The 24,087-nt window shown below is 45.0% G+C and carries 27 protein-coding genes; 13 read left to right on the top strand and 14 right to left on the bottom strand.

Annotation, left to right across the window (positions count from 1 at the left end):
- Window positions 1-26: 26 nt before the first annotated feature.
- Complete coding sequence (locus G5B60_RS09380) at window positions 27-1,199, bottom strand: NAD(P)/FAD-dependent oxidoreductase (RefSeq protein WP_164683758.1); 1,173 nt, start codon at window positions 1,197-1,199, stop codon at window positions 27-29.
- Window positions 1,200-1,323: 124 nt separating this feature from the next.
- Between G5B60_RS09380 and G5B60_RS09375 the strand changes: the two genes are divergently transcribed.
- The 3 genes from G5B60_RS09375 (at window position 1,324) to G5B60_RS09365 (ending at window position 3,411) form a co-directional block, all read left to right on the top strand.
- A complete protein-coding gene (locus G5B60_RS09375; protein WP_164683757.1) occupies window positions 1,324-1,863 on the top strand; it encodes a DUF536 domain-containing protein in 540 nt (179 codons plus the stop codon).
- Between the two features lie 59 nt (window positions 1,864-1,922).
- Window positions 1,923-2,522, top strand: coding sequence for a 3'-5' exonuclease (locus G5B60_RS09370; protein WP_164683756.1), 600 nt, complete (start codon window positions 1,923-1,925; stop codon window positions 2,520-2,522).
- Between the two features lie 142 nt (window positions 2,523-2,664).
- Window positions 2,665-3,411: a MerR family transcriptional regulator gene (locus tag G5B60_RS09365; protein WP_164684272.1), complete on the top strand. Its 747-nt coding sequence runs from the start codon at window positions 2,665-2,667 to the stop codon at window positions 3,409-3,411.
- A gap of 37 nt (window positions 3,412-3,448) precedes the next feature.
- Here G5B60_RS09365 and G5B60_RS09360 read toward each other — a convergent pair whose 3' ends face one another.
- Window positions 3,449-3,748 (bottom strand): YbaB/EbfC family nucleoid-associated protein, encoded by a 300-nt coding sequence (locus G5B60_RS09360; protein WP_164683755.1) that lies wholly within the window; start codon window positions 3,746-3,748, stop codon window positions 3,449-3,451.
- Between the two features lie 224 nt (window positions 3,749-3,972).
- On the opposite strand from G5B60_RS09360, the gene G5B60_RS09355 reads away from it, so the two are divergent.
- From G5B60_RS09355 to G5B60_RS09345, 3 genes are all read left to right on the top strand, one after another.
- Entirely contained in the window at window positions 3,973-4,560 is a 588-nt protein-coding gene (locus tag G5B60_RS09355) for a TetR/AcrR family transcriptional regulator (RefSeq protein ID WP_164683754.1), read from the top strand.
- Between the two features lies 1 nt (window position 4,561).
- Window positions 4,562-5,113 carry an NAD(P)H-dependent oxidoreductase gene (locus tag G5B60_RS09350; RefSeq protein ID WP_164683753.1) on the top strand — a complete coding sequence of 184 codons (552 nt, stop codon included), beginning with the start codon at window positions 4,562-4,564 and terminating at the stop codon, window positions 5,111-5,113.
- A gap of 214 nt (window positions 5,114-5,327) precedes the next feature.
- Window positions 5,328-5,684 carry a DUF1304 domain-containing protein gene (locus tag G5B60_RS09345; RefSeq protein WP_164683752.1) on the top strand — a complete coding sequence of 119 codons (357 nt, stop codon included), beginning with the start codon at window positions 5,328-5,330 and terminating at the stop codon, window positions 5,682-5,684.
- Between the two features lie 27 nt (window positions 5,685-5,711).
- Here G5B60_RS09345 and G5B60_RS09340 read toward each other — a convergent pair whose 3' ends face one another.
- The 3 genes from G5B60_RS09340 to G5B60_RS09330 are packed head-to-tail and all read right to left on the bottom strand — an operon-like array spanning window position 5,712 to window position 7,418.
- Complete coding sequence (locus tag G5B60_RS09340) at window positions 5,712-6,524, bottom strand: DUF4097 family beta strand repeat-containing protein (protein ID WP_164683751.1); 813 nt, start codon at window positions 6,522-6,524, stop codon at window positions 5,712-5,714.
- Complete coding sequence (locus G5B60_RS09335; protein WP_164683750.1) at window positions 6,521-7,102, bottom strand: DUF1700 domain-containing protein; 582 nt, start codon at window positions 7,100-7,102, stop codon at window positions 6,521-6,523. The genes G5B60_RS09340 and G5B60_RS09335 overlap by 4 nt, the downstream gene beginning before the upstream one ends.
- The gene (locus G5B60_RS09330; RefSeq protein WP_164683749.1) at window positions 7,089-7,418 is read right to left on the bottom strand and encodes a PadR family transcriptional regulator; all 330 of its coding nucleotides are present in this window, start codon (window positions 7,416-7,418) and stop codon (window positions 7,089-7,091) included. The genes G5B60_RS09335 and G5B60_RS09330 overlap by 14 nt, the downstream gene beginning before the upstream one ends.
- A gap of 214 nt (window positions 7,419-7,632) precedes the next feature.
- Between G5B60_RS09330 and G5B60_RS09325 the strand changes: the two genes are divergently transcribed.
- On the top strand, window positions 7,633-8,778 hold the full coding sequence (locus G5B60_RS09325; RefSeq protein ID WP_164683748.1) for a cobalamin-independent methionine synthase II family protein: 1,146 nt from the start codon (window positions 7,633-7,635) through the stop codon (window positions 8,776-8,778).
- 58 nt (window positions 8,779-8,836) lie between these two features.
- Here G5B60_RS09325 and G5B60_RS09320 read toward each other — a convergent pair whose 3' ends face one another.
- From G5B60_RS09320 to G5B60_RS09290, 7 genes are all read right to left on the bottom strand, one after another.
- The gene (locus G5B60_RS09320; protein WP_164683747.1) at window positions 8,837-9,343 is read right to left on the bottom strand and encodes a DinB family protein; all 507 of its coding nucleotides are present in this window, start codon (window positions 9,341-9,343) and stop codon (window positions 8,837-8,839) included.
- Between the two features lie 11 nt (window positions 9,344-9,354).
- Window positions 9,355-10,878 (bottom strand): ABC transporter permease/substrate-binding protein, encoded by a 1,524-nt coding sequence (locus tag G5B60_RS09315; protein ID WP_164683746.1) that lies wholly within the window; start codon window positions 10,876-10,878, stop codon window positions 9,355-9,357.
- 3 nt (window positions 10,879-10,881) lie between these two features.
- Window positions 10,882-11,604 (bottom strand): ABC transporter ATP-binding protein, encoded by a 723-nt coding sequence (locus tag G5B60_RS09310; RefSeq protein ID WP_164683745.1) that lies wholly within the window; start codon window positions 11,602-11,604, stop codon window positions 10,882-10,884.
- 29 nt (window positions 11,605-11,633) lie between these two features.
- Complete coding sequence (locus G5B60_RS09305) at window positions 11,634-12,089, bottom strand: MarR family winged helix-turn-helix transcriptional regulator (protein WP_164683744.1); 456 nt, start codon at window positions 12,087-12,089, stop codon at window positions 11,634-11,636.
- 255 nt (window positions 12,090-12,344) lie between these two features.
- Window positions 12,345-14,675 carry an HAD-IC family P-type ATPase gene (locus G5B60_RS09300; RefSeq protein ID WP_164683743.1) on the bottom strand — a complete coding sequence of 777 codons (2,331 nt, stop codon included), beginning with the start codon at window positions 14,673-14,675 and terminating at the stop codon, window positions 12,345-12,347.
- An 80-nt stretch (window positions 14,676-14,755) separates the two neighbouring features.
- The gene (locus tag G5B60_RS09295) at window positions 14,756-15,427 is read right to left on the bottom strand and encodes a DUF1129 domain-containing protein (protein ID WP_164683742.1); all 672 of its coding nucleotides are present in this window, start codon (window positions 15,425-15,427) and stop codon (window positions 14,756-14,758) included.
- A 24-nt stretch (window positions 15,428-15,451) separates the two neighbouring features.
- On the bottom strand, window positions 15,452-16,396 hold the full coding sequence (locus G5B60_RS09290) for a magnesium transporter CorA family protein (protein ID WP_115271018.1): 945 nt from the start codon (window positions 16,394-16,396) through the stop codon (window positions 15,452-15,454).
- 183 nt (window positions 16,397-16,579) lie between these two features.
- Here G5B60_RS09290 and uvrA point away from each other — a divergent pair, with 183 nt between their 5' ends.
- A complete protein-coding gene (gene uvrA, locus G5B60_RS09285) occupies window positions 16,580-19,408 on the top strand; it encodes an excinuclease ABC subunit UvrA (RefSeq protein WP_164683741.1) in 2,829 nt (942 codons plus the stop codon).
- A gap of 229 nt (window positions 19,409-19,637) precedes the next feature.
- On the opposite strand, the gene G5B60_RS11495 is transcribed toward uvrA, so the two are convergent.
- Window positions 19,638-19,688 (bottom strand): hypothetical protein, encoded by a 51-nt coding sequence (locus G5B60_RS11495; protein WP_241154561.1) that lies wholly within the window; start codon window positions 19,686-19,688, stop codon window positions 19,638-19,640.
- A 258-nt stretch (window positions 19,689-19,946) separates the two neighbouring features.
- Between G5B60_RS11495 and G5B60_RS09280 the strand changes: the two genes are divergently transcribed.
- The 5 genes from G5B60_RS09280 (at window position 19,947) to nusB (ending at window position 23,046) form a co-directional block, all read left to right on the top strand.
- Window positions 19,947-21,014: a M24 family metallopeptidase gene (locus G5B60_RS09280; RefSeq protein WP_164683740.1), complete on the top strand. Its 1,068-nt coding sequence runs from the start codon at window positions 19,947-19,949 to the stop codon at window positions 21,012-21,014.
- A 9-nt stretch (window positions 21,015-21,023) separates the two neighbouring features.
- On the top strand, window positions 21,024-21,479 hold the full coding sequence (locus tag G5B60_RS09275) for a deoxycytidylate deaminase (protein ID WP_164683739.1): 456 nt from the start codon (window positions 21,024-21,026) through the stop codon (window positions 21,477-21,479).
- 150 nt (window positions 21,480-21,629) lie between these two features.
- Window positions 21,630-22,190: an elongation factor P gene (gene efp, locus G5B60_RS09270; protein WP_164683738.1), complete on the top strand. Its 561-nt coding sequence runs from the start codon at window positions 21,630-21,632 to the stop codon at window positions 22,188-22,190.
- Window positions 22,191-22,226: 36 nt separating this feature from the next.
- A complete protein-coding gene (locus G5B60_RS09265) occupies window positions 22,227-22,616 on the top strand; it encodes an Asp23/Gls24 family envelope stress response protein (RefSeq protein WP_164683737.1) in 390 nt (129 codons plus the stop codon).
- A complete protein-coding gene (gene nusB / locus G5B60_RS09260; RefSeq protein WP_164683736.1) occupies window positions 22,609-23,046 on the top strand; it encodes a transcription antitermination factor NusB in 438 nt (145 codons plus the stop codon). Before G5B60_RS09265 ends, nusB begins: the two co-directional genes overlap by 8 nt.
- 63 nt (window positions 23,047-23,109) lie before the next feature.
- On the opposite strand, the gene G5B60_RS09255 is transcribed toward nusB, so the two are convergent.
- Window positions 23,110-24,075, bottom strand: a complete 966-nt coding sequence (locus tag G5B60_RS09255; protein ID WP_115270998.1) for a LacI family DNA-binding transcriptional regulator — start codon at window positions 24,073-24,075, stop codon at window positions 23,110-23,112.
- Between the last annotated feature and the right edge of the window lie 12 nt (window positions 24,076-24,087).

Below are 24,087 nucleotides of genomic sequence, written 5' to 3'. Positions count from 1 at the left end.
TGTTTTGTGAGGTTTATGGTATATGACTAATAATGCACAACTCCAGCTACCCAGCCCGTGCAAAGTGCAGATGTGATGTTAAAGCCACCTGTGTGGGCGTTGATGTCTAGGACCTCACCAGCAAAGTAAAGACCACTCACTTTTTTACTTTCAAGCGTCTTGGGATTGATTTCCTTGAGGTCGACCCCGCCCTTCGTGACAAATGATTTTGCCAGCGACATTTTCCCAGTCACTGGGATTGGCATTGCCTTGACTTTCTCGATGAGCTCTGTGATTTGGTGCTTAGGGACTTGTTTGATTTTTTGTGGAAATGGCTGTGCGATAAAGTCTGCTAAACGCTCTGGCATGAGTGTCTTGAGGACATTTTTGATCGCCTTGTCCCGATTTTCCTCAAAAAGAACAAGCAATTCATCACGAGAAGTCTCGGGCAAGAGATCAAGCTCAATCACCTCACCACCAGAAACAAAACTCGACATCCTAAGAGCAGCAGGTCCAGACAGACCAAAGTGTGTAAAAAGTAAATCGTGCGTGATATGATGTTTGCCACAAGACAAGGCGACATCTGTCAGTGAGATACCCTGAAGTGCCTTGTGGGGAAAGTCAGTCAGCAGTGGACTTTCAGCTGCTTCTAGGTCTGTGACATGGAGCTTGAAGTGTCTAGCAATCTCGTAGCCAAAGCCTGTAGATCCTGTTGAAGGATAGGACTTTCCGCCAGTTGTGACGATGAGTTTTGCTGCTGTAAAGCTCTCTGTTTGTGACTTGACGTCAAAGAGACCGTCTCTTTTTTTGACGGAGACGACCTCAGTCTGTGTGAGGACTTGTCCACCAAGCTCTGCAATCTTTTTCTCTAGGGCTTGGATGATGGTTTTGGATTTGTCTGTTTTTGGAAAGACTCTGCCGTGGTCTTCTTCTTTTAGAGCAACACCATTGTCCTCAAAAAAAGCGATAATATCATGGTTATCAAACTGAGAAAAAACGCTGTAGAGAAAGCGCCCGTTGCCAGGGATACCTGCCATCACATCCTCCAGCGTCCCGCTGTTTGTGACATTGCAGCGCCCACCGCCAGTGCCAGCTAATTTTTTACCAAGCTTGCGATTTTTCTCGATGAGTAGGGTCTTTTGCCCGTAAAAGGAAGAGGAGATGGCTGCCATCATACCAGCAGGACCGCCTCCGATGATAATAGTGTCAAAATAAGTCATAATCTTATCATAGCACAAAGCCTGTCAATTTGGTAGTTGTGGCTTGTGATATCTAGCATTCATTGACAGAATGGACGTAATGTGATACTATTTTTAAGAACGATATCACAAAAAGAGGATCGATATGGCAATAGAAAAGACAGTCAGCGAAATCGCTGAAATCTTGGGTGTCAGTCGTCAAGCGGTTAACAATCGTGTCAAGTCATTTCCAGAGGAGTTTGTCTCTAAAAATGAAAAGGGTGTGACCGTTGTCAATCGTGAAGGATTAGAAAAACTAGAAGAAATCTATAAAAAGACGATTTTTGAAGATGACCCCATCGATGAAGAAACACAAAAACGTGAGTTATTAGAAATTCTTGTTGATGAAAAAAACACAGAAATTACACGTCTCTATGAGCAACTAAAAGCAAAAGATGTTCAGCTCAACTCTAAAGATGAGCAGTTGCGTGTCAAGGATGTGCAAATTGCAGAAAAAGACAAGCAACTAGACCAGCAACAGCAGTTGACTCTAGCCGCTATGGAAGATACCAAGCGTCTGCAATTGGAGCTAGACGAGGCTAAGGCTGAGGTCGAAGAGATTCAAACCAAACAAGATGAAGAGCAAGAAACAAAAAATGAGGTCAAAAAAGGCTTCTTTGCTCGACTTTTTGGTAGCAACGAGTAAATAGCTAAGAGGGAGGAGACTGCAACTTGCCCTCTTTTTTGTTTTGTTAGGAGGATAAAATGAAAGCATTAAGCAATTACATTGCCTTTGATTTGGAGTTTAATACAGTCAAGGATGTCAGCCATATCATACAAGTGTCTGCTGTTAAGTTTTGTGACCATAAGGAGATTGACAGCTTTGACACTTATGTTTACAGTGATGTGCCCTTGCAGTCCTTTATCAACGGCTTGACAGGTATTACTGCTGACAAGCTGAGAGACGCACCGAAGTTAGAAGAGGTGCTTGCTGACTTTAAAACTTTTGTCGGCGATAGTCCTTTGATAGGCTACAATGCGCTAAAGAGTGATTTACCACTTCTTGACAGTTATGGGCTGGATTTGTCAAGTCAGTATGCGCTTGATGTTTTTGATGAAGCTTATGAGCGCAGAAGTAGTGACTTAAATGGCATTGCAAATCTGAAATTGCACACTGTGGCTAAGTTTTTAGAGATTGATGGCAAAAGTCATGACAGTCTAGAGGACGCTCGTATGACAGCTCTTGTCTATGAGAGATTTCTTGAGTTTGATGACAATAAAGCCTTTTTCACGCAGCAAGAACCACAAGATACGACTAATCCATTTGCCAGTCTCAGCGGACTTTCCCATTTTTTTGATGAATAGTAAAAAATCCCCTAAGGTTAGGGCTTGCATGTGACCTAAGGTCATGAGCTATGATAGACTTACAAGATAAGAGCACTCCTAAGGAGTGAGACGAGGCCTCCTTATCTTGACAACTATTTATAATGAAAGTGAGGTGAAGAGAGTGTCTGTCACTTACTCGACAGGTGAGCTGGCAAGGCTGGCTAAGGTTTCAGTTAGAACCGTGCAGTATTACGATAAGTGTGGTATCCTGCCACCGACTTCTCTTAGTGAGGGTGGGCGCAGGGTTTACACCGAGTCTGACTTGCATGTGCTAAAGCAAATTTGCTTTTTACGTGAGCTTGATTTCTCCATTGAGCAGATCAAGAGGCTGCTCGCAGAGGATAATGCTAGTGAGACCTTGCAGTTGTTGCTGGTAGATCATATCACTCACCTAAACCAGGATATTCACCATAAAAAGGAACAGGTTGACATAGCTGTCAACTTGCTTGACAGTCTCAAAAAACAGCCTGATATGCCTTTAGAGCAATGGACAGATCTCTCCTTAGTCATGAAAAATCACAGTCTTTGGCGTAAAAACTTTGTATCTAGCTGGGTAAAGCTTGCTCTTCTAACCTTTCTCTTTATAGGAGTGGTGTATGTGCTTGGTTACTATTTTGAGGGGCAATTATGGGCGCAAGTGCTTGGTTGTATGTTGGCTCTGCTATTTCTTCTAGCGCTTCTATGGATGGTTTATCGCTATTATCAAAAGGTGGCTTATCTCTGTCCGCATTGTCATCAGTCCTTTGTGCCGACCTTTAGAGCCTTTAGCTTAGCAGCGCACACTCCAAAAACGAGACGTCTCACCTGTCCACATTGCCATCACAAATCCTACTGCCTTGAGATTGCAAGAGCAGATGAAGCCAAATAAAAAAAAACCTTCTGCGATTACGCAGAAGGTTTTTCGCCTAGAAGGGCAATTTACCAGCAAAAGCGCCCATAGTCTTTTGCGTTGCCGCATCCACTTGCGCAAGTGCATCGTTGATAGCTTGCGTTGTCATATCTTGGAGTGTTTCGATATCGTCAGGATCGACGATGGCTTCCTTGTAGTCAATAGAGACCAGCTTTTTATCGCCTGTAAAGGTCGCAGTCACTAAATCTTGGGCGGATTTGCCCACAAAAGTTGTACTAGCAAGCTCCGCTTGCTTTTTTTCCATTTGCTTTTGAAGCTTTTGGGCCTGCTTCATCATGTTTTGCATATTCATCATAAGATTATAAGTTCCTTTCGTAGCAAGGGGGAGACCTTGTTTATTGTTGTCTGATTTTGCCTTATTGTTTTACTAAGTTAAGGTGTCTCTAAAGCCCTTATTCATTATATCACGATTACAGGTGAAGGCAAAGGTTTTAAAGGGTTGTTTTGTTTCTTGACATTTGGATAGGATTTTACTAAAATAAGTTTACAGTGTCTACTTATTGTGTGAAAGGAGAGCTTATGCCAAGAAAACCAACACAACTGCGAGAAAAGCTGATTCAAACTGGGCTAAATTATATTGAACAACATGGTGTGGAGACTATTTCTCTGCGCTTGATTGCGGAAAAATGTCAGGTCAGTCATGGTAGTCCCTATAAGTATTTTAAAAATAAGCAGGATTATCTTGATACTGTGCTTGCTGAGGTTAGGGCTATTTTTGCTGAGGCTTTACTGCAGGGCATTGCTGAGACTGCTAGTGAGCGTCAGCGTTTGTTACAAATGGGGACTAACTTTGTTACTTTTGCTACTTGCCATCCTCACTATTTTAACGCTCTCTTTTTAGATAGCACTTTGGTGCCAGTCAATCTAGCTGATCTAGAATCAGACAAAAGTGCTCATCTGCCTGCTCTTAGCTATTTTCAAAAAGCCATCACAGCGCTCAATCACGAAGCAAAAAGAGAGACGCAGCAAGCACTCATCCACCTGTGGAGCTACATTACAGGGCTTGCTCTGCTCGTGTCTCGAGCTGACCTTATGGATATTAGTCAAGCTCAGATTGAGCACAATATCGCACAAATGATTAGCATTTACTTTGGGGAAGGAGACTAATATGCAAACGACCATCATTTATGCCCATCCTTATGACAAAAGCTTTAACCACGCTATCTTGGAGAAGCTCCTAGCAAAATATGCCACAGAAGACCTAGCTGTCATTGACTTGTACAAGGATGGTTTTAATCCTGTCTATACCAGTGAGGAGTTGGCTCTCTTTAAGACGGGAGAAACGCTAGACCCGCTGGTGCGCCGCTATCAAGAACAACTGACAAAGACGGATAAACTCATCATTGTAAGCCCCATTTGGTGGAACAATATCCCTGCTATCCTTAAAGGTTTTTTTGACAAGGTGCTAAAGATGAACTTTGCCTATTGTCCAACTAAAACTGGTGTCAAGGGGCTATTGACCAATATCACATCAGCTGAAGTGGTGACCACATCAACGTCGCCGACTTTTTATCTGCGTTATTTTGCGGGAAATTGTATCAATGGCTCGGTCAAAGCCACCCTCAAACAAATCGGTGTCCAGCACTTTTCTTGGAAACATTTGGGTGGTATAGGTCAGTCAACAGCCAAAAAGCGGGAAAAATTTCTAGCGACTCTCTAAAGTTTAAATTTGTTTAAGGTTTCTTTAAGCGAGTCTAGCTATACTATAGTCATCCTAAAACTTTTCTTTTTCATAAATCTCCTGAGAGAGTCCTAGTGCACTGGGGCTCTTTCGTTTTGTCTTGACAAATGAGCAAGTCAGTTGCTTTTTTGAGTGAGCTAGGATATACTTGTTCTTGGCTATGTTACATTTGTTATATTGAAGGAGAAAAAGCATGTCACTTATTACTGTTATTTTGGCAACATTGGTTGCTTTGGAGCATTTTTACATCATGTACTTAGAGACTTTTGCGACTCAATCAGAGGCAACGAGTCGTGTTTTCAGTACGGATAAGGAAGAGCTCAGCCGTCCATCGGTTGACAGTCTCTTTAAAAACCAAGGGGTCTACAATGGTTTAATCGGTGTTTTCTTGCTCTACGGTCTTTTTGGAGCGCACAGTGTGGAGCTGGTAACGGTCTTTTTGATTTACGTGGTTGCAGTTGCCGCTTACGGTGCCATCTCTGTTGATAAGAAAATCATCCTAAAACAAGCAGGGCTTGCTATTTTAGCGCTCTTGAGTTTACTCTTTTAAAAAAACGAACCTATAAGGTTCGCTTTTTTATTGAACGGTAATATCATCGTCTCTAGCTACGAGGTTGAGTGTGTTTTCGCTAGAAGCTGTTAGGCGCTTTGTGATGTCATCGTCTTCTCCAGCATTGTGCGTGATGGTGAGATTATAGTCATTGAGGGAAATGTCTATACCATCTGCGATAATGCTATTTTTTTGCTTAAAGGTCAGACCATTGCCTTCAAAGTCCGCTCCCTTGATGCTAATGCTTGTGTTGGTCAGTGTGGACTGACTCATGTCGATCGAGTTGTAGTTGGAGGTTAGTTTGACATTGTCAAGGTTAGCATTTGTCACTTCAAGGTAGTCCTCTGTTTCGACAGTCGTATCTTTAAGGCTTAAATTTTTAAGATATAAATGGTTGTTGATTGCCGTTGAGATGGATTTTAGGCTGTTATTTTTAGGTAGGGTGAGCGTGACAACATCATTAAAGAGGACAGTATTACTTGCTAGGTCTAGCAGACCGCCTGAAATGCGTGCTTTCTTGTCTTTTAGTTGGCTAGTGATACTCAGCACACCGTCCTTAAAGCTGTAGTTTGTGTCATAATAGGCTGTTTGATAAGTCGTTTTGGTATAAGTCAACGTTGGTTTGGTAACATTACCAGATGTGACGACAAGGTTGCTATCTCCAGAAAAGGTAACACTATCGAGCTTGTCAAAAGTCTTACTGTACTTTTGGGTGGAAGCTTCTGTCTTAGCTCTAATATCATCAATGCCTCCGGTGTAATAGCCAAAGACGCCAAAGAAAATTCCCAATAAACTAAAGCTCAGCGCAATCCCTAATACCACTTTTGTTCCTGTTTTCATGCTTTTTCTCCTTTTTTAGTCAATGTGTGAATGAGCAGTAACAATCCACGTCCACACAGTTTGATGAGCTGGTAGAGGATGAGACAGGCTAACAGCCCAATCCCAACAGCTAACAACCCTCCACCAAAGCTGATACTGGCGGCTGATAGCGAGACCTGTTGCCAGAGATTGACCGCATCAACCATGTAAAAGATACCTACAGAAAAGAGCGCAAGCAGTAATATCACACCAACTAACATGATACCAAGGATAAAGAGAACAACTCCTAAAAGAAAGCTCAATAAAGCAATGGCAAGAGGCAGTCCGATAGGCGCTGCTAGAATGGCTAAAGCTGCTATCGTGAGTGTTTGCTTGTAGGAGCGTGGTTTGTCCTCGGCAAGGGTCTTGCCAAGGATATTGTGGATAATCTCGCTGGCTGCCTCTTTTGGTGTGCCTAGCTCACGGATGACCTCTTCTTCCTTGTCTTCGCCTGCTTCATCAAAATATTCTGTAAAATATTCCATCGCCTCCTTGTAGTCAGCTTCTGGTAGTTTACGCAGATAGCGGTCTAGTTCTGCTAGGTATTCAGTCTTTCTCATGTCTTATACTCCCTTCGATAATGCCTAAAATCGTCTCTGTGTAAGTCTGCCATTCTTTCTTGAGAAAGGTCAGCTCGTCTTTGCCTGCGTCTGTTATGCGATAGTATTTGCGCTTGCGTCCTTGATGTTCTTGCGAATAAGTCGTCACAAATCCTGCTTTTTCCAGTCTTTTTAAAATAGGGTAGAGTGAGGACTCTTTGATGTCTGCGATGAGTTTTATGGTCCTGCTAATCTCATAGCCATAGGAGTCCTGCTCATCGACAATGGCTAGAATCAAAAACTCAATCACCACAGCAGATGTTGGAAAATGCGCCATGTCAACCTCCTGAGTAGTATGTAAATTTTCGATATATCATATCTTTATATATATTATATTTTTATATATAAGAAATGTCAATAATTTTATATAAAATTTTTACATATTATGGGTATAGTTCTTATCTATATGAAAACCATGAAAATAACTATTTTTCAAGTGGCACTATCTTTGTTAGAATAGCAAGCATAATAAAGATAAAGAGGAAAGAGATATGACAAGATCAAGATTTCAATTGGTGGGCTCACTCTTGCGCCCAGAGGAATTAAAAGCTTATAAAACACAAATCGAACACAGTGACGACATCCGCTATCCTTTCTATGAGGACTTTGACGGCTACAAGGACACAGAAGAAAAAGCGATTCACCAGATTATCGCTGACCAAAAGGCAAATGGCATTGATATTGTGACAGATGGCGAGTACTCTAAGTCCATGTGGCACCTTGATTTTCTCTGGGGCTTTACAGGTATTGAGCGCTACATCGCAGAAAACGGCTATACCTTTAAAGACCATGATGGTGGTCAATATGAGACCCGTAAGGACATCGGACTGCGCATTACAGAGCCCTTGTCTGGTAAAAACCACCATTTCCTAGAGATTTACAAGGACGTTAAGGAGCAAGCAGGCGATACGACGAGCAAAATTACGGTTTGGGGACCTGCCCATGCCTTTACCGAGCTATCTGTTTTTGATGGGCTCTACGGAGAGGACGAGGTCTACAAGACACAAGAGGAATTGCGAGCTGGCGTGATTGGTGCTTACAAAGAGTTTTTGACTGACTACAGGGCAGCTGGCGGTGAGATTGTTCAGTTTGATGATTGCCTTTGGGAGCTCTTTGATGAGAACAATCCAGACAGTTTCTTTAAAGAAGGCAATAGCGACCTTGCGGACTTGGCGGATGCCTTTATCGCTATCAATAATGAAGTGGTCGACTTTGCGCATGAGCTTGGTCTGACGGTCTGGACGCACAATTGCCGTGGCAACTACGAGAGCCGCTCAGCCTCTGGTGGGACTTATGAAGCTATCGCAGAGAAGTTCCTGCGTGACCAGCACTACGACCGTTTCTTCCTTGAGTGGGATGATGAGCGTGCGGGCGACTTAGAAGCGCTCTCCGTTCTCAAGGATAAGGACGCAGAAGTGGTGCTAGGGCTTCTCTCTAGTAAGATATCAGGGCTTGATGATGAAAAGCGTGTCCTAGATAGTCTTGAAAAAGCAGCTAGTATTTTACCAAAAGAGCGCCTTTATCTGTCTCATCAGTGTGGCTTTGCCTCATGTGATAGTGGCAATGAGCTCTCTATCGACCAGCAATGGGCTAAAATCAAGCAAGGTCAAGCCATTGCCAAGCAGTTTTGGGGATAAAAAAACAAGCTCAATGAGCTTGCAACAAGGAGAGCTCTTCCTAAAAGGAAGAGTTCTTTTAGTGTCCTAAAACCAGTCGTTTGCTGTAGACGGCTTGTCCAGAGTGCATGACGGCATCATCAATGGTAGAGACGATGCGGACTTGTCGTGTAACGGCAGGTGTCCAGCTGGTATCAATGATGTCTGATAAGCTTTCTTCTGGTAGATTTTCCAGATAGCTGCGAGCACGTGTGATAGCAGCGTTGAGGTAGTTTATCAAGATCTCTTTACTAGGTGCGATGACTTTGGCAGCTTCTTGTGGCGTGTGCTTCCAGTCCTCTGTATCATCAGGCAGGTCAAGTCGAAAGGCTTCTTTGTGCCCGTCAAACCAGACAGGAGAAAGACCAGCTAAGTTTGAGATTTGATAGTCAATAGTGCGGCTGGTGTGCCAGATGAGCCAAGTGACCGACTTGATAAGGGGCTGTGGCATGGTGTTTGCCTCATCCAGTGTCATCTCTTCTAAAGTCTCTAAGAAACGCTCTCTAGCACGCTCTAGTGTGTCAATGGATAGTTGTGTAGCAGTCATAGTGGTCTCCTTTAGTTTTTGCTTAGTAGTCGGTGTTTGGTGAGGTAGTTTTTAGCGACGGTGGAGGCAGATTTGCCCTTGACTGCGACAGCGTAGTTCATCTCTTGCATGTCTTTTTCGGAAATCTTTCCTGCTAGCTTGTTGAGAGCTTTTTCGACCTGTGGGTATTTCTTTCGGGTTTCCTCTGTCATGAGCGGAGCCCCTTGGTAGGACGGAAAGAGCTGTTTATCGTCTTTTAGCGTTGTCAGGTCATACTGAATCAACTCGCTATCTGTTGAGTAGGCGTCGATAATCTGGACCTCACTAGCATTGATGGCTTGGTATCTGAGTGAGGGCTCCATAGTGGAGACCGAGAGGTTTAAGCCGTAGAGGTTTTTGAGCCCTAGATTGCCATCCTCACGGTCGTTAAACTCTAGTGTAAAGCCAGCTTTTGCGGTGTTTTCGACCTTTTTGAGGTCACTGATGGTCTTGAGATTGTGCTCTTTGGCGTAGCTTTTTTTGACAGCGATGGCATAGGTGTTTTGGTAAGCCATAGGCTTTAGGAGCGCTAGCTTGTCCTGCTTTAAAATGCCTGTCTTTGCAGCTTTGTAGACGGCTGTGGGGTCGCTTTCGACCTGTGGTGGATTTTTTAAGAGGCTTGAGGTGATGGTGCCTGTAAACTCTGGATAGATGTCAATATCACCTGCTTTGAGCGCCTCGTAGAGAAAGGAGGTCTTGCCAAAGTTTGGTTTTGTAGTGACTTTGATGTCTGTGCTGTCCTCGATGAGGAGCTTGTACATATGGATGAGAATATCAGGCTCAACGCCCATTTTCCCAGCGACGATTAGTGTTTCTTGTTTTTTCTGCGGCAGCCACTGTGGCGCATAAGAAGCCCCAAGCCCTACAATCATAACAAGGAGTGATAGCAAAATGGTTTTAAGCTTTGCCTTTTCCAAAAGACCGATGACAAGGCTAAATAAAAGAGCGAGTAGAGCCGATGAGATGGCGCCGATGAGGATGAGCGAGGGGTTGTTGCGATCGATACCGAGAAGAATAAAGGAGCCAAGCCCACCTGCGCCGACTAGACTCGCCAGCGTTGCGGTTCCGATAATCATGACAACTGAGGTGCGCACACCAGAGACGATGACAGGTAGACTCAGCGCTAGCTCAAACTTTTTCAGACGCTCCCAGCGTGTCATCCCAAAAGCTGTCGCCGCCTCAATCAGATTGGGGTCAATCTGCCGGATGGCGGTGATGGTGTTTTGCAAAATCGGAAAGATAGCATAGAGGACAAGGGCGACTGTTGCAGGCAGTGTCCCGATTCCCATAAATGGGATAAATAGTCCGAGTAAGGCAAGTGAAGGGATGGTCTGAAAGATACCTGTGATTTGCAGGACAAGGCTGCTTAGGCGCTTATAGTTGCTTGTGACAATGCCTAGCGGAATGGCAATCAGCATGGCAAGGAGCAAACTCAAAAGTGAAATTTGCAAATGCTCAAGGAGACTTGTCGTCCACTCCCCAAAACGGTCGGTAAATGTTGAAATGAGTGCAGCCATGGTCTAATCCTCCGTCTCAAAAAGTTGGGCAACAAAGGCGTTTTTCGGTGCTTCTTTGATAGCCTGCGGGCTGTCTACTTGGACGATTTTGCCTTGATTGATGATACAAATGCGATCAGCCAGTCGCATGGCTTCTTTCATATCATGGGTGACAAAGACAAGCGTCATGCCAAGCTCTTTTTGTAGGCTCTTGGTCAAGTCTTGCAGTTGCCTGCGTGAGATGGGGTCAAGCGCTGAAAAAGGCTCGTCCATCAAAAGCAACTCAGGATTGGTGATGATAGCCCGTAAAATTCCGATACGCTGCTGCTCGCCACCAGAGAGCTCACTTGGATAGCGGTGGCGGTATTTGCTAGGAGCAAGCCCCACTTTTTGAAGGAGAATGTCGCTTTCTTCCCTGCGTCTCTTGGCGTCCCAGCCTTTCATCTCTGGGATGAGTTCGATATTTTCTGCCACGGTAAGGTTTGGAAAGAGTGCGATTTGCTGTAAGACATAGCCTGTTTCAAGACGTAATTGCCTAAGATTGATGGTGTCAATAGCAACGCCGTTTCGCAAAATATTGCCAGCAGTTGGTGTAATCAAACGGTTAAGCATTTTTAAAAGTGTGGTTTTTCCGCTACCGCTAGGACCTACCAGCGCAAAAAACTCGCCCCGCTTGATATGGAGTGTAATGTCCGATAAGACAACTCTCTCTCCGTACTGTTGACTTACGTGTGAAAAGTCAATCATATAATCCTCTTTCTATCAGTTTTGGTGATTTATTTTCCTTTTTTTCTTTTGAGTCCGTCCTCTAGGTTGTGGAGGATACGTTCTAGGTAGCCGTCTGCCTGCTCAATCTCTTCTTCTGAAAAGCCTTGATAAAAGATGTCGGCTAATTGCTGACTGACCTTATCGCCGATAATTTCCTGTTCTTTTCCAAGGGCTGTGAGTATGTAGAGTTTTTTGCGCTTATCCTGTGGATGTGATAGACATTGGATGAGCTTTTGGTCTATCAAGCGCTTGAGCATGGCTGTTAGTGTGTTATTGGCAAGTCCTGTATGACCTGCGAGCTCCGTTGCTGTCTGTGGCTCTTTTTCCCACAGGCTTGAGAGGATTTTCCCCTGCTCTGCTGAATAGAGGGCTCGCCCGTCAGCAGCCAAGAGGTGGTTGAAGAGCCTCGCATTTAACAGCTGGATGTGTAAGGTTAGATAACCGCCTTTTTTACTGGCTGGCATGAAATCTCCTCTCTAAAAAAGTTCTATTTAGAAATATTATACCGATAGTACCACACACTTTTAATAAGGTCAAGAAAGATGTCTCGTAAAAAGTAACAACTGTCAATATATACTTTAAGGTTTCTTTAAGCTGTTCTAGCTATACTATAGTCATCCTAAAACTTTTCTTTTTCATAAATCTCCTGAGAGAGTCCTAGTGCACTGGGGCTCTTTCGTTTTGTTTAATAACCTAAAAAAGCCCTTGTCAAGGGCTTTTTAGCTTGTGTAGTGTTTTTTGAGCCAATGATCTGCCCAAAAGAAGATAAGGCTAGCTACCGCCATAAAGACGATAAGCGGTGTAAAGATGTGGCTTGTGACCTTGATTTGCAAGAAAGGACTGAGGTAGTAAGCTGAAATCATAAAGCCTAGGAAAGACCAGAAAAAGAGCAGCAGACCACGCCAGAGGTTGAGTGGCAGACTTGCTCGCAAGACAGAAAGCAGTGTCACAAGTCCTAGGATGTAGTAGGCAAGTGCAGCCTGCTCTGGCAAGCTCCAAGAAAAGAAGTGCCCTAGAATGCGACTGACTAAAAGTCCAGCTGTAATCAAAAGCCCACTTGGAATCGCCTTGAGAACTGCCAAGCGTAAGAAATCTTTTTCAACCAGCTTGTTGTTTCTCTCAAAGCTGAGAAGAAACGGTGGCAATCCCTCCATAAACTGGTCGACAACAGTCACTTGAAGTGGTGTAAATGGAAAAATAATCACATCGCCAAACAAAGGACTAATCAAGCAAAGGAGAGCTAGCGCAAAGGAGTAGACCGTTTTAACTAGAAAGATAGGAGCGACACGAGCGATGTTGTTGACGACACGGCGCCCTTCAAATAAAATCTCTGGCACGTCGTTAAAGTCAGACTCTAAGAGCACGAGATTAGCCACTTGGCGAGTGGCAGGGTCACCCTCAGCCATAGCAATGGAGCAGTCTGCCTCACGTAGCGCTAGGATGTCGTTGACACCATCTCCTGTCATAGCGACGGTACGTTCTTGCTCTTTTAACTCACGGACGATTTGGCGTTTTTGCTCAGGTGAGACTCGCCCAAAAATGGTTGTCTCAGGGATTTTGGCAGACAGTTCGGTCTCTGATAGGACAGAGCAATCGATATAGGACTGGTAGTTGTCAAAGCCTGCTTTTCTAGCGATATTGGAGACGGTGACAGGGTTGTCTCCAGAGATGATACGCAAATCAACATCTTGGCTTTTGAGGTAGTCAAGCGTTGAGGTCACTCCCTTTCGGATAGGGTCTGCGATAATCAAGAGCCCAAGCGGCACCAAGTCATCCGCAGGATGCTCAAAATCCGCTCGCAAAGGCTTCTTGCTGTGGCAGAGGACAAGCGTCCTTGAGCCTTGAGCTTGCGCTTCTAGCATGGCTCTTGGCTGCTCGCTTATCAACAGCTCTGGCGCTCCTAGATAGAGTGAGCCGATGTCTGAAAAAGAGATAGCGCCCCATTTTCTCTGGCTGGAAAAGGGAATAGCGGTGACGACATGTTGACTGGCACCCTTGCCGTATACTTGTCTAATGGCACGAGCAGTAGGATTGCTGTCCTCGCTTGCTGTGATGTAGGTGGACAGGTAATTTTCAAAGAGCTCGACTGGCGTGTCCCCTAGAGGAATAGTGCGCTCAAGTCGCATTTTTCCCTCGGTAATGGTACCTGTCTTGTCAAGGCAGAGCGTGTCTACATGCGCTAAGGTCTCAACAGAATACATCTCCTGTACCAAGACCTTCTTACGCCCCAGCTTGATGACCGCAGTCAGCAGAGCTGTGATTGTCAAGAGAGCAATGCCTTTTGGCAACATCCCTAGAAGTGGTGTCGAGGTGTAGACGACAGCTATCTTAGTTGGTAGACTCTTGAGATAGAGAGCTTCTAGGAGCAGTCCAATCCCAAATGGCAGGATGATTTTTCCTGTGAAAGACGCCACACGATCGAGGGCTTGGATGATACGAGAGCCGACAGCCTTGTCTTTTTTGGCTTCTAGCATGAGCTTGCTAGCGTAGTTGTCATCGCCGACCTTTTGGACGATAGCCATGATGTGTCCGCTGACCAGAAAGCTCCCAGCGAGAATCTCGCTATCTGCTGTCTTAGGCACAAGGTCGCTCTCTCCTGTCAGCATGGCTTCATTGAGTTCAGCAAAGCCATTAACGACTCTAGCGTCACTAGGCACTTGATCTCCCGTTGAGAGGGTAATCAAATCCCCCAGTACCAGCTGGTCTGGTGGCAATTTTTCTGTTTTGCCGTCTCGGATGACCTCTACCAGATCTTGACTGATGAGATTGAGCCTGTCAATCATCCACTTGGCACGTACCTCAACGAGGATACCAGAGCAGGCATTGATGATGATGACACTGAAAAAGACCGTGTCAGACCAAGCCTTGACTGCAAGTAGTGCAATGACGATAAAAAGGTTTAAGAGATTAAATAATGTAAAGACATTGCGCTTAAAGATAAGCCAGTATGTATTTTGTCCTTGTTTTGAAATTTGATTGATATGACCAGCAGCTTTTTGCTCTTCAACCTGAGCTGCTGTGAGTCCTTCTTTTGACCATGAGTTTTTCATACTATTATTATAACACAAGATAATAAAAAAGCTAGAACTAGGGGCAATCTTGCTCACAGTCTAGCTTTTTAGGGAATCATTTAATTTTGTACAGGTGCCAAGCTGTTTTGGACATTGTATTTCTTTTGCATGTAGTAGCGTAGACCAAAGGCTGCTAGTGAGATGACAAAGAGTGCCCAAGATGGCAGGTTGCTATTGAGCCCAGCTGGGATGATGAGATTGATGACTGTGATAAGGACGATCCAAGCAAACATAGCAAGTGCAATCATGGCGATGGACTTGAGCCAGCCAGGACGTTCACCTTTTGGTTTGCCAAGATGGCGATAAACGAAGTAGTAAGTAGCGTACATCGCACCCCCACCCCCAAAACCGATAGACAGGATAGAAAAGATACCTGAGTTGGTGGCTTTAGAGTTGAAAAGGAGCATCAAGCCATTGATAAGGGCGATAATACCGATGAAAAGAAGGGAAGTGTCCAGCCACATGAGCCAAGGATTGGTGTTCTTTTGTGATTTCTGCTGTTTTTTATCCTCTTCTTTTGGTGTAAAGCTGCCTGCCCAAACCGTCGGTGCGCCTAGAAAGCTTCTAGCAGGGATACCTTTTTCTTGATTGTCAAGGATACTTGGTAGAACCTCATCAAAGATAGCGTCAATCTCTTCTTGAGATTTGCCGTCTTGGGTGAGTTGTTTTGTCGCGATGTGGATAAACTCTTGATTTTTTTTGGTGAGTTGAGATAAGCTTTCAGTATTCATAGGAACTCCTTAGATGTATAGTGTTTAGAACCATTTTTTGCGGATGAAGTAGGCAACAACCATCAAGCTAAGCCCAGCTGCAATCAAGACAACGTACCAGAAGGCATAGGGCTTGTCATTGAGCGGTAGCCAGTTGTTTTGAAAGTTCATGCCGTAAGCTGAGAAGATAACGGTCGGGATATCCAACGCCATTGTCATCAGAGCTAGGGTTTTCATGATGGTGTTTTGGTTGTTTGAGATGATAGCAGCAGAGGTTTCCGTCATGGCATTCAAGACATTTTCATAAATGGTCGCCATCTCAATCGCCTGCTGGGTCTCAATCAAGGTATCTTCAAGCAAATCCTCGTCTTCGATGTATTTTTTAAGACTGCTGGCATTGCCTGAGAGTTTTTTGACGATTCTCTCGTTCATCTTGAGGGAAGCTTTTAGATAGACGATGGATTTTTCAAGCTCCATCATGTCAATCAGCTGCTCGTTACGTGTGGCATTTTCCATCTCAGCTTCCAATTTATCGCTTTGGCGGTCAATGGAACGCAGAGCGGTCAGATAGAGCTCTGCATTGCGGTAGAGAATTTGAAAAACAAAGCGTGTTTTCATGAAGGTGTAGAAATTACGCACACGGTGGTTGAAAAAGTTGTCAAACAAGGTCAGCTTTTCAATGCAGGTCGTAATGACAGCATTGTCCGTGACGATGATACCTAGAGGAATGGTGACATAGTAGCTCTTGTTGTTGCGCTCCTCATAGGTCGGCACGTCCACGATAATCAGTGTGTAGTCGTCCTCAACAGCGATACGAGAGGTTTCTTCGACGTCAAGAGGGGCTCTAAGGTCAGCGATATCAATCCCAAAGCGATCAGCCACTTGAGCCGACTCCTCCTGCGAGGGGTTCACCAGATTGATCCAAGCACCTGGCTCGAAGGTATCAATTTCATTGAAATCCAGTGCGGTTGATAAAAACAGCTGCTTCATAGCGTCCCCCTTTAACCTTTTTTGCATACAAAGACTATTATACTAAAAAGTTGGGCGTTTGGGAAATGCTTTTAAGGGTATTTTGGGGAGAAAAGCGTGCTGTCAGTTTTTGACAGCACCTTTTTAGCGCTTTTTTGTTATAATAGGTAGACAAGTATCAGAAAAAGTTGAAAAGGAAGGAATATGCAAGATAAATTAGTCATTCATGGTGCACGTGCGCACAATTTAAAAAATATTGATGTGGAAATTCCACGAGACAAGCTGGTTGTGGTGACAGGCTTGTCAGGCTCTGGAAAATCAAGCCTTGCCTTTGACACGATTTACGCCGAAGGGCAAAGGCGCTATGTCGAGAGTTTGTCGGCTTATGCCAGACAATTCTTGGGCAATATGGAAAAGCCAGATGTGGATAGTATCGATGGGCTAAGCCCAGCTATTTCCATTGACCAAAAGACCACCAGCAAAAATCCCCGCTCAACGGTCGGGACAGCTACCGAAATCAACGACTACCTGCGTCTGCTCTACGCTAGGGCCGGTGTGCCTTACTGCCCAAATGGTCACGGTGCTATCACAGCCTCGTCTGTGGAGCAGATTGTCGATCGTGTCCTAGCCTTGCCAGAGCGCACACGAATGCAAATCCTAGCGCCAGTGGTGCGTCGGAAAAAAGGGCAGCACAAGACCACTTTTGAGAAGATTCAACGTGACGGCTATGTGCGGGTGCGTGTGGACGGTGAGGTCTATGACATCTCAGAAGTGCCAGATCTTTCAAAGAGCAAAATGCACACCATTGAGATTGTCGTTGACCGTTTGGTCAATAAAGACGGCATTCGCAGTCGTCTCTTTGACTCGGTGGAGTCGGCTTTACGTCTAGCGGATGGCTATGTCATCATTGACACCATGGATGGTAATGAACTGCTCTTTTCAGAGCATTATTCGTGTCCAGTATGTGGTTTTACCGTGCCAGAGCTTGAGCCACGTCTCTTTTCTTTCAATGCGCCTTTTGGCTCTTGTCCGACCTGTGATGGGCTGGGGAGTCGCTTAGAGGTTGACCTTGACATGATTGTCCCAGATGATACGAAGACGCTTCGTGAGGGAGCGCTTGCACCGTGGAATCCTATCTCCTCTAACTACTATCCAACCATGCTGGAGCAAGCTATGGAGGCCTTTGGCGTGGATATGGACACGCCTTACAAGGACCTGAGCGATGCGGAAAAAGACTTGGTGCTGTACGGATCGGGTGAGCGTGAGTTTCATTTTCACTATGTCAATGACTTTGGTGGTGAGCGCAATATCGACATTCCTTTTGAGGGCGTTGTCACCAATGTCAACCGTCGCTATCACGAGACCAGCAGCGACTTTACCCGCAATGTCATGCGTGGCTACATGAATGAGCTGACCTGTACGACCTGCCACGGCTACCGCCTCAATGAACAAGCCCTAAGCGTGCGTGTCGGAGGCCGTGACGGACTCAATATCGGACAGCTCTCAGAGCTTTCTATCGCTGACCACCTTGAGCTGCTGAGTCACCTCACCCTTAGTGACAATGAAAAAACTATCGCAAGTCCCATTGTCAAAGAAATCAAAGACCGTCTGACTTTCTTGAACAATGTAGGGCTCAATTACTTGACCCTATCTCGTAGTGCAGGTACTCTTTCTGGTGGTGAGAGCCAGCGCATTCGCCTTGCGACACAAATCGGCTCAAATCTCTCTGGTGTGCTCTATGTCCTTGATGAGCCGTCTATCGGGCTTCACCAGAGAGATAACGACCGTCTCATCGCTAGTCTCAAGAAAATGCGTGATCTTGGCAATACCTTGATTGTCGTTGAGCATGATGAGGATACCATGATGCAGGCAGATTGGCTGATTGATGTGGGTCCTGGTGCAGGAGCATTTGGAGGGGAGATTGTCGCTTCAGGCACACCAAAGCAAGTGGCTCGCAGCAAGAAGTCTATCACAGGACAATACCTGTCTGGTAAAAAGTCTATCCCAGTACCGCTAGAACGCCGCAGTGGCAACGGCAACTTCATCGAAATCAAGGGCGCTAAGGAAAACAATCTCAAGAACCTTGACGTTAAGTTCCCACTTGGCAAGTTCATTGCTGTGACAGGTGTGTCTGGCTCAGGTAAGTCAACACTGATTAACAGCATTCTCAAAAAAGCGGTGGCGCAAAAGCTCAACCGCAACTCTGACAAGCCCGGCAAGCACAAGTCTATCTCAGGAATTGAAAATATCGAGCGTTTGATTGACATCGACCAAAGCCCTATCGGGCGCACCCCACGCTCCAATCCCGCCACTTACACTGGTGTGTTTGACGACATCCGTGACCTTTTCGCTCAGACCAATGAAGCCAAAATCCGTGGCTACAAAAAGGGGCGTTTCTCCTTTAACGTCAAGGGTGGACGTTGTGAAGCCTGCTCGGGAGATGGGATTATCAAGATTGAGATGCACTTCTTGCCAGACGTCTATGTGCCTTGTGAAGTCTGTCACGGCACACGCTACAACAGCGAGACCCTAGAAGTGCACTATAAGGAGAAAAATATCGCTCAAGTGCTTGATATGACCGTCAATGACGCAGTCGAGTTCTTTGGCGCTATTCCAAAGATTGCAAGGAAACTACAGACCATCAAGGATGTTGGACTTGGCTATGTGACCTTGGGGCAGCCAGCCACCACGCTTTCTGGTGGGGAAGCGCAGCGCATGAAGTTAGCCAGTGAGCTTCACAAGCGCTCAACAGGCAAGAGCCTCTACATCCTTGATGAGCCGACAACGGGTCTTCATACAGACGACATCGCTCGTCTCCTCAAGGTTCTTGAGCGCTTTGTTGATGATGGCAATACCGTGCTTGTCATCGAGCACAATTTGGACGTGATTAAGAGTGCGGACTATTTGATTGACCTAGGTCCTGAAGGCGGTGTCGGCGGTGGAACTATCGTAGCTACAGGCACACCAGAAGAGGTCGCCCAAAATCCAAACAGCTACACAGGACAATATCTAAAAGATAAACTGAATATGTAAAAAATCCGAAGTTTTCGGATTTTTTGCTTTTACGCTTACGTCCATATTACACGCAAATGAATTGACACTTTGCCGCATTAGCGATACAATAGAAATAGAAAAAGGGACTGCTACCAACAGTCCCCCCATGGTAACGCCGTTTAAGACGGCTAGCCGTACTCAAATTTAGTTATATTAAAATAACCGTCCGTTGAGCTTCGCTAAAAGTGTTAGGACGGTTTTTCTAATGTCATTTTTTATTGTTCATGATTGTTGCTACTAATACGCCAAATGCTATCATCAGCGACAACGCTTCATAAACAGACACCGCCTGTTATCTCCTTTCCGTTGGATTTTGGTCTTAAGTACATAAGCACCACCTCCAAACTAGAGACACAGCGAACCGCCTTTTACTTTGTTACCTTGGTCTAGTATAGCATAGCTTGGTGACTATGCCAATAGGATTTTTGACTGAGGCTTATTATGAGATTTTAGTTTTTATTTAGGACTTTTTCTGCTAAAATAGGGCTATACAAGCACATCTAAGGAGGTAATTGCGATGGTATTTGAGAAACGTGTGGATAAGTTGGTGGAGGCTCTTGGTGAGACTGGCTGCGATGGGCTTTTGGTGACCAATCTCACCAATGTTTATTATTTAACAGGCTTTCATGGGACGGCAGGCACTGTTTTTGTTAGCCCCAGGCATCGTCTATTTGTGACGGATGCTAGATATAGCTTGATTGCCAAGGAGAGTATCACTGGCTTTGACATTATCGAGTCACGAGATGCTTTATCTGAAATAGCAAAGCGTATCAAAGGCGACAAGCTTGAGACACTTGGCTTTGACAGCGAAGTCAGCTACAGTCTCTATCAGACCTTGTCCCAGGTCTTTGAGGACTACAAACTGCAGGCGACCAGCAATGTCATCGAGAGCCTGCGCATGGTCAAGGACGCGCATGAGGTGGCTATCATTAAGAAAGCCTGCCAGATTTCAGACCAAGCCTTTTTAGATGTTTTAGACTTTATCAAGCCAAATGTCACTACCGAGCTAGAGGTTGCAAACTTCCTAGACTTTCGCATGCGTGAGCTGGGGGCGTCTGGACCTTCTTTCGAGTTTATCGTAGCTTCTGGTGAGCGCTCTAGTATGCCACACGGTGTCGCTAGTCACAAGGTTATTAGAGATAACGAGATGTTGACCATGGACTTTGGTTGCTATTATCAGCACTATGTCAGTGATATGACACGCACCGTTCACGTTGGAGCAGCTGGTGATGAGGAAAAGCACATCTACGAGACCGTCCTTGCTGGTAACCAAGCCCTGCTGGACGTGGCTAAGGCAGGTATGACCTACCGAGACTATGACAGGGTCGCTCGTCAGGTGATTGATGAGGCGGGTTACGGTGCTTACTTTACGCACGGTATCGGGCACGGCATTGGCTTAGACATCCACGAGATCCCTTACTTTGGCAAGTCTGATGAGAAGATTCAAGCAGGCATGACGCTTACAGATGAGCCTGGGATTTACATTGATGGTAAGTACGGTGTGCGGATTGAGGATGACCTTTTGGTCACTGAGGATGGCTGTGAGCTGTTGACGCTTGCGCCAAAAGAGCTGCTCATCATCTAGGAGGTTACTATGACAGATCGTCTATCATGGCAAGATTATTTTATGGCAAATGCAGAGCTGATTTCAAAGCGCTCTACCTGCGATCGAGCTTTTGTGGGTGCGGTTCTCGTCAAGGACAATCGTATCATCGCAACGGGCTACAACGGTGGGGTGTCAAGCCTTGAAAACTGTAGCGAGGTGGGGCATGAGATGGAGGATGGGCACTGCATTCGCACCGTTCACGCTGAGATGAATGCCCTCATCCAGTGCGCAAAAGAAGGCATTTCCACAAATAATACTGAAATCTACGTGACGCACTTTCCCTGTATCAACTGCACCAAGGCGCTATTGCAGGCTGGTATCACAAAGATAACCTACAAGACGGCTTACCGTCCTCATCCTTTTGCTATCGAACTGCTTGAGAAAAAAGGTGTCACCTATACACAGCACGACGTTCCCCATGTGCACTTGGGCGATGACAGTTAGGAGTGAGAACTTATCATCAATGAGACGAATCAAGCCAAAATGGCTTGATTTTTTAGTGGCAAGAAGCCTTTAGCACGCAAAAAATATTTGAGAATACAGGCTATTTATGATAGAATGAAGTGATTAAGATTTAACAAAGAGGTAATAATAATGATTGAAGCAAGTAAACTTAGAGCTGGTATGACTTTTGAAACAGCTGATGGCAAATTGATTAAAGTCCTTGAAGCCAGCCACCACAAACCAGGTAAAGGAAACACTGTTATGCGTATGAAATTGCGTGACGTGCGTACAGGTTCAACTTTTGATACGACTTACCGTCCAGAAGAAAAATTTGAACAAGCTATCATCGAAACACGTCCAGCACAATACCTTTACCAAATGGACGGCACAGCTTATTTCATGGATACTGAAAACTACGAACAATACGAAATTCCAGTAGCCAACGTTGAGCAAGAATTGCTCTATATCCTTGAAAACGCTGAAGTGAAAATCCAATTCTACGGTACAGAGGTTATCGGTGTGACTGTTCCAACAACTGTTGAGTTGACTGTAACAGAAACACAACCATCTATCAAAGGCGCTACAGTAACAGGTTCAGGGAAACCTGCGACTCTTGAAACAGGTCTTGTGGTCAACGTTCCAGACTTTATCGAAGCGGGTCAAAAACTCGTTATCAACACACAAGAAGGCACATACGTTTCACGTGCCTAAACCCTAAGTATCATTTTAGAAAGGAAAGGATAGGCTATGACAACTGAAACTATCGGTGATATTGTTATCTCACCACGTGTCTTAGAAGTTATAACAGGTATTTCAGCCACTAAGGTTGACGGTGTTCACTCACTTCGTAACAAAGGCGTTGCAGATAGCCTTAGCAAATCAACCCTCAGCCGAGGTGTCTACCTCACAACGGATGAAGCAGGCAACGTCATTGCAGATATTTATGTGTATCTGCAGTACGGTGTCAATGTTCCTGCCGTCTCAATGGCTATCCAACAAGCCGTCAAATCTGCTGTTTATGACATGGCAGAAGTTGTGATTGCTGAGGTTAATATCCATGTTGAAGGTATCGTCCCAGAAAAGACACCAAAACCTGACATGAAATCACTATTTGATGAGGATTTCTTGGATGACTAAAAATGGATTTATCGATTCAAGACGTGATTTGCGTGAGCGTGCCTTTCAAGCTCTCTTTAGCCTAGAGTTTGAGGGCAATATGCTAGAAGCAGCTCATTTTGCTTACACTTATGACAAGGCTATTAGCGAAGAGACTGAGGTCAACTTGCCAGCTTTCTTGATGAATCTCATCAAGGGAACTTTGGATGAGCGTGCAGCGATTGATCAAGCTATCTCTGAAAAGCTAAAGACTGGCTGGTCGCTTGAGCGTTTGAGTCTTGTGGACAAGACGCTTTTACGCCTCGGTTTGTTTGAAATCAGCTATTTTGAAGAAACACCAGATCGTGTCGCTGTCAATGAAGTGATTGAGATTGCTAAAAAATACGCTGATGATACATCCGCCAAGTTTATCAACGGTGTTCTCAGCCAATTTGTAACAGACGAAGCATAAAGACAAGGTTGTCCTTGTCTTTTTGTGCACACAAAAACTCGCTACTTACAAGTAGCGAGTTTTTTAACTGCTGGAGCCAGCATGTAGCGTGATAGGCAGTACGTAGTCTTTGGCGGTTTTTTCTTTTGCCATTTTTTTCAGCAAGACCTCGACACAAAGCTCAGCGATTTCCTTGATAGGTTGTTTAATCGTTGTGAGTCTAGGGTAGTAGTCTTGGATGAACTGCGTGCCATCGTAGCCGATGATTTTCAAGTCCTGCGGAATGCTCAAACCCAGCTGTTCTGCGACCTTGATGAGTACCATAGCGGTCAAATCATCTGAGGCAAAGACACCGTCAGGTTGGTATTTTGTAAGGGCTGACTTGAGCTGCATTTCCCGTCTGATAGTGGATAAATCTCGTGGGATACGAATCACCTCAGCTTGCTTTTTGAGGTGGTAGGAAAAGCCAAGCTGACGTAGACCTGTTGGAGAGTCGGAGTTGTCATTTCCAGAAATCATGATAATCTTCTGGCAACCATTTTTTTGTAAGGTTTTAGCAGCGAGAATGCCCCCTTCAAAGTTGTCAGAAGCAACAATAGGGACATTTGGCGCAAGGTTGCGGTCAAAGGCGACGATAGGCGCTTCGACCTTTTCGTAGTCGTCAATGCCTAGGTTGTGGCTACTTGAGATGATACCGTCCACTTGATTGGCTTCTAACATCTCCAAATACTCACGCTCCTTTTTAGGGTCGCTTTCACTATTACAGATAATGGTTTTATAGCCTCGCTTAAAGAGCTCGATTTCTAAGTGCTCAATCAGCTCCGCATAAAAGATATTGCTGATGTTGGGAAAGATAAGCCCCACCAGCTGGGCAGACTTTCCTTGCAAGCTACGAGCGAGATTGTTAGGCTTATAGCCTAACTCTCGCATGGCTGCTCTGACTTTTTGAATGGTCTTTTCAGAGAGATAGCCCTTGTTGTTGATGACACGTGAAACTGTCGTAGGGCTAACCCCAGCCAGTTTTGCGACGTCGGTTAATTTTGCAACCATGTTTGCCCCATT

The organism is Streptococcus hyointestinalis, assembly GCF_011039275.1.
GTDB classification, from domain to species: Bacteria; Bacillota; Bacilli; order Lactobacillales; family Streptococcaceae; genus Streptococcus; species Streptococcus hyointestinalis_A.
This window is presented reverse-complemented; position numbering and strand designations above follow the sequence as displayed.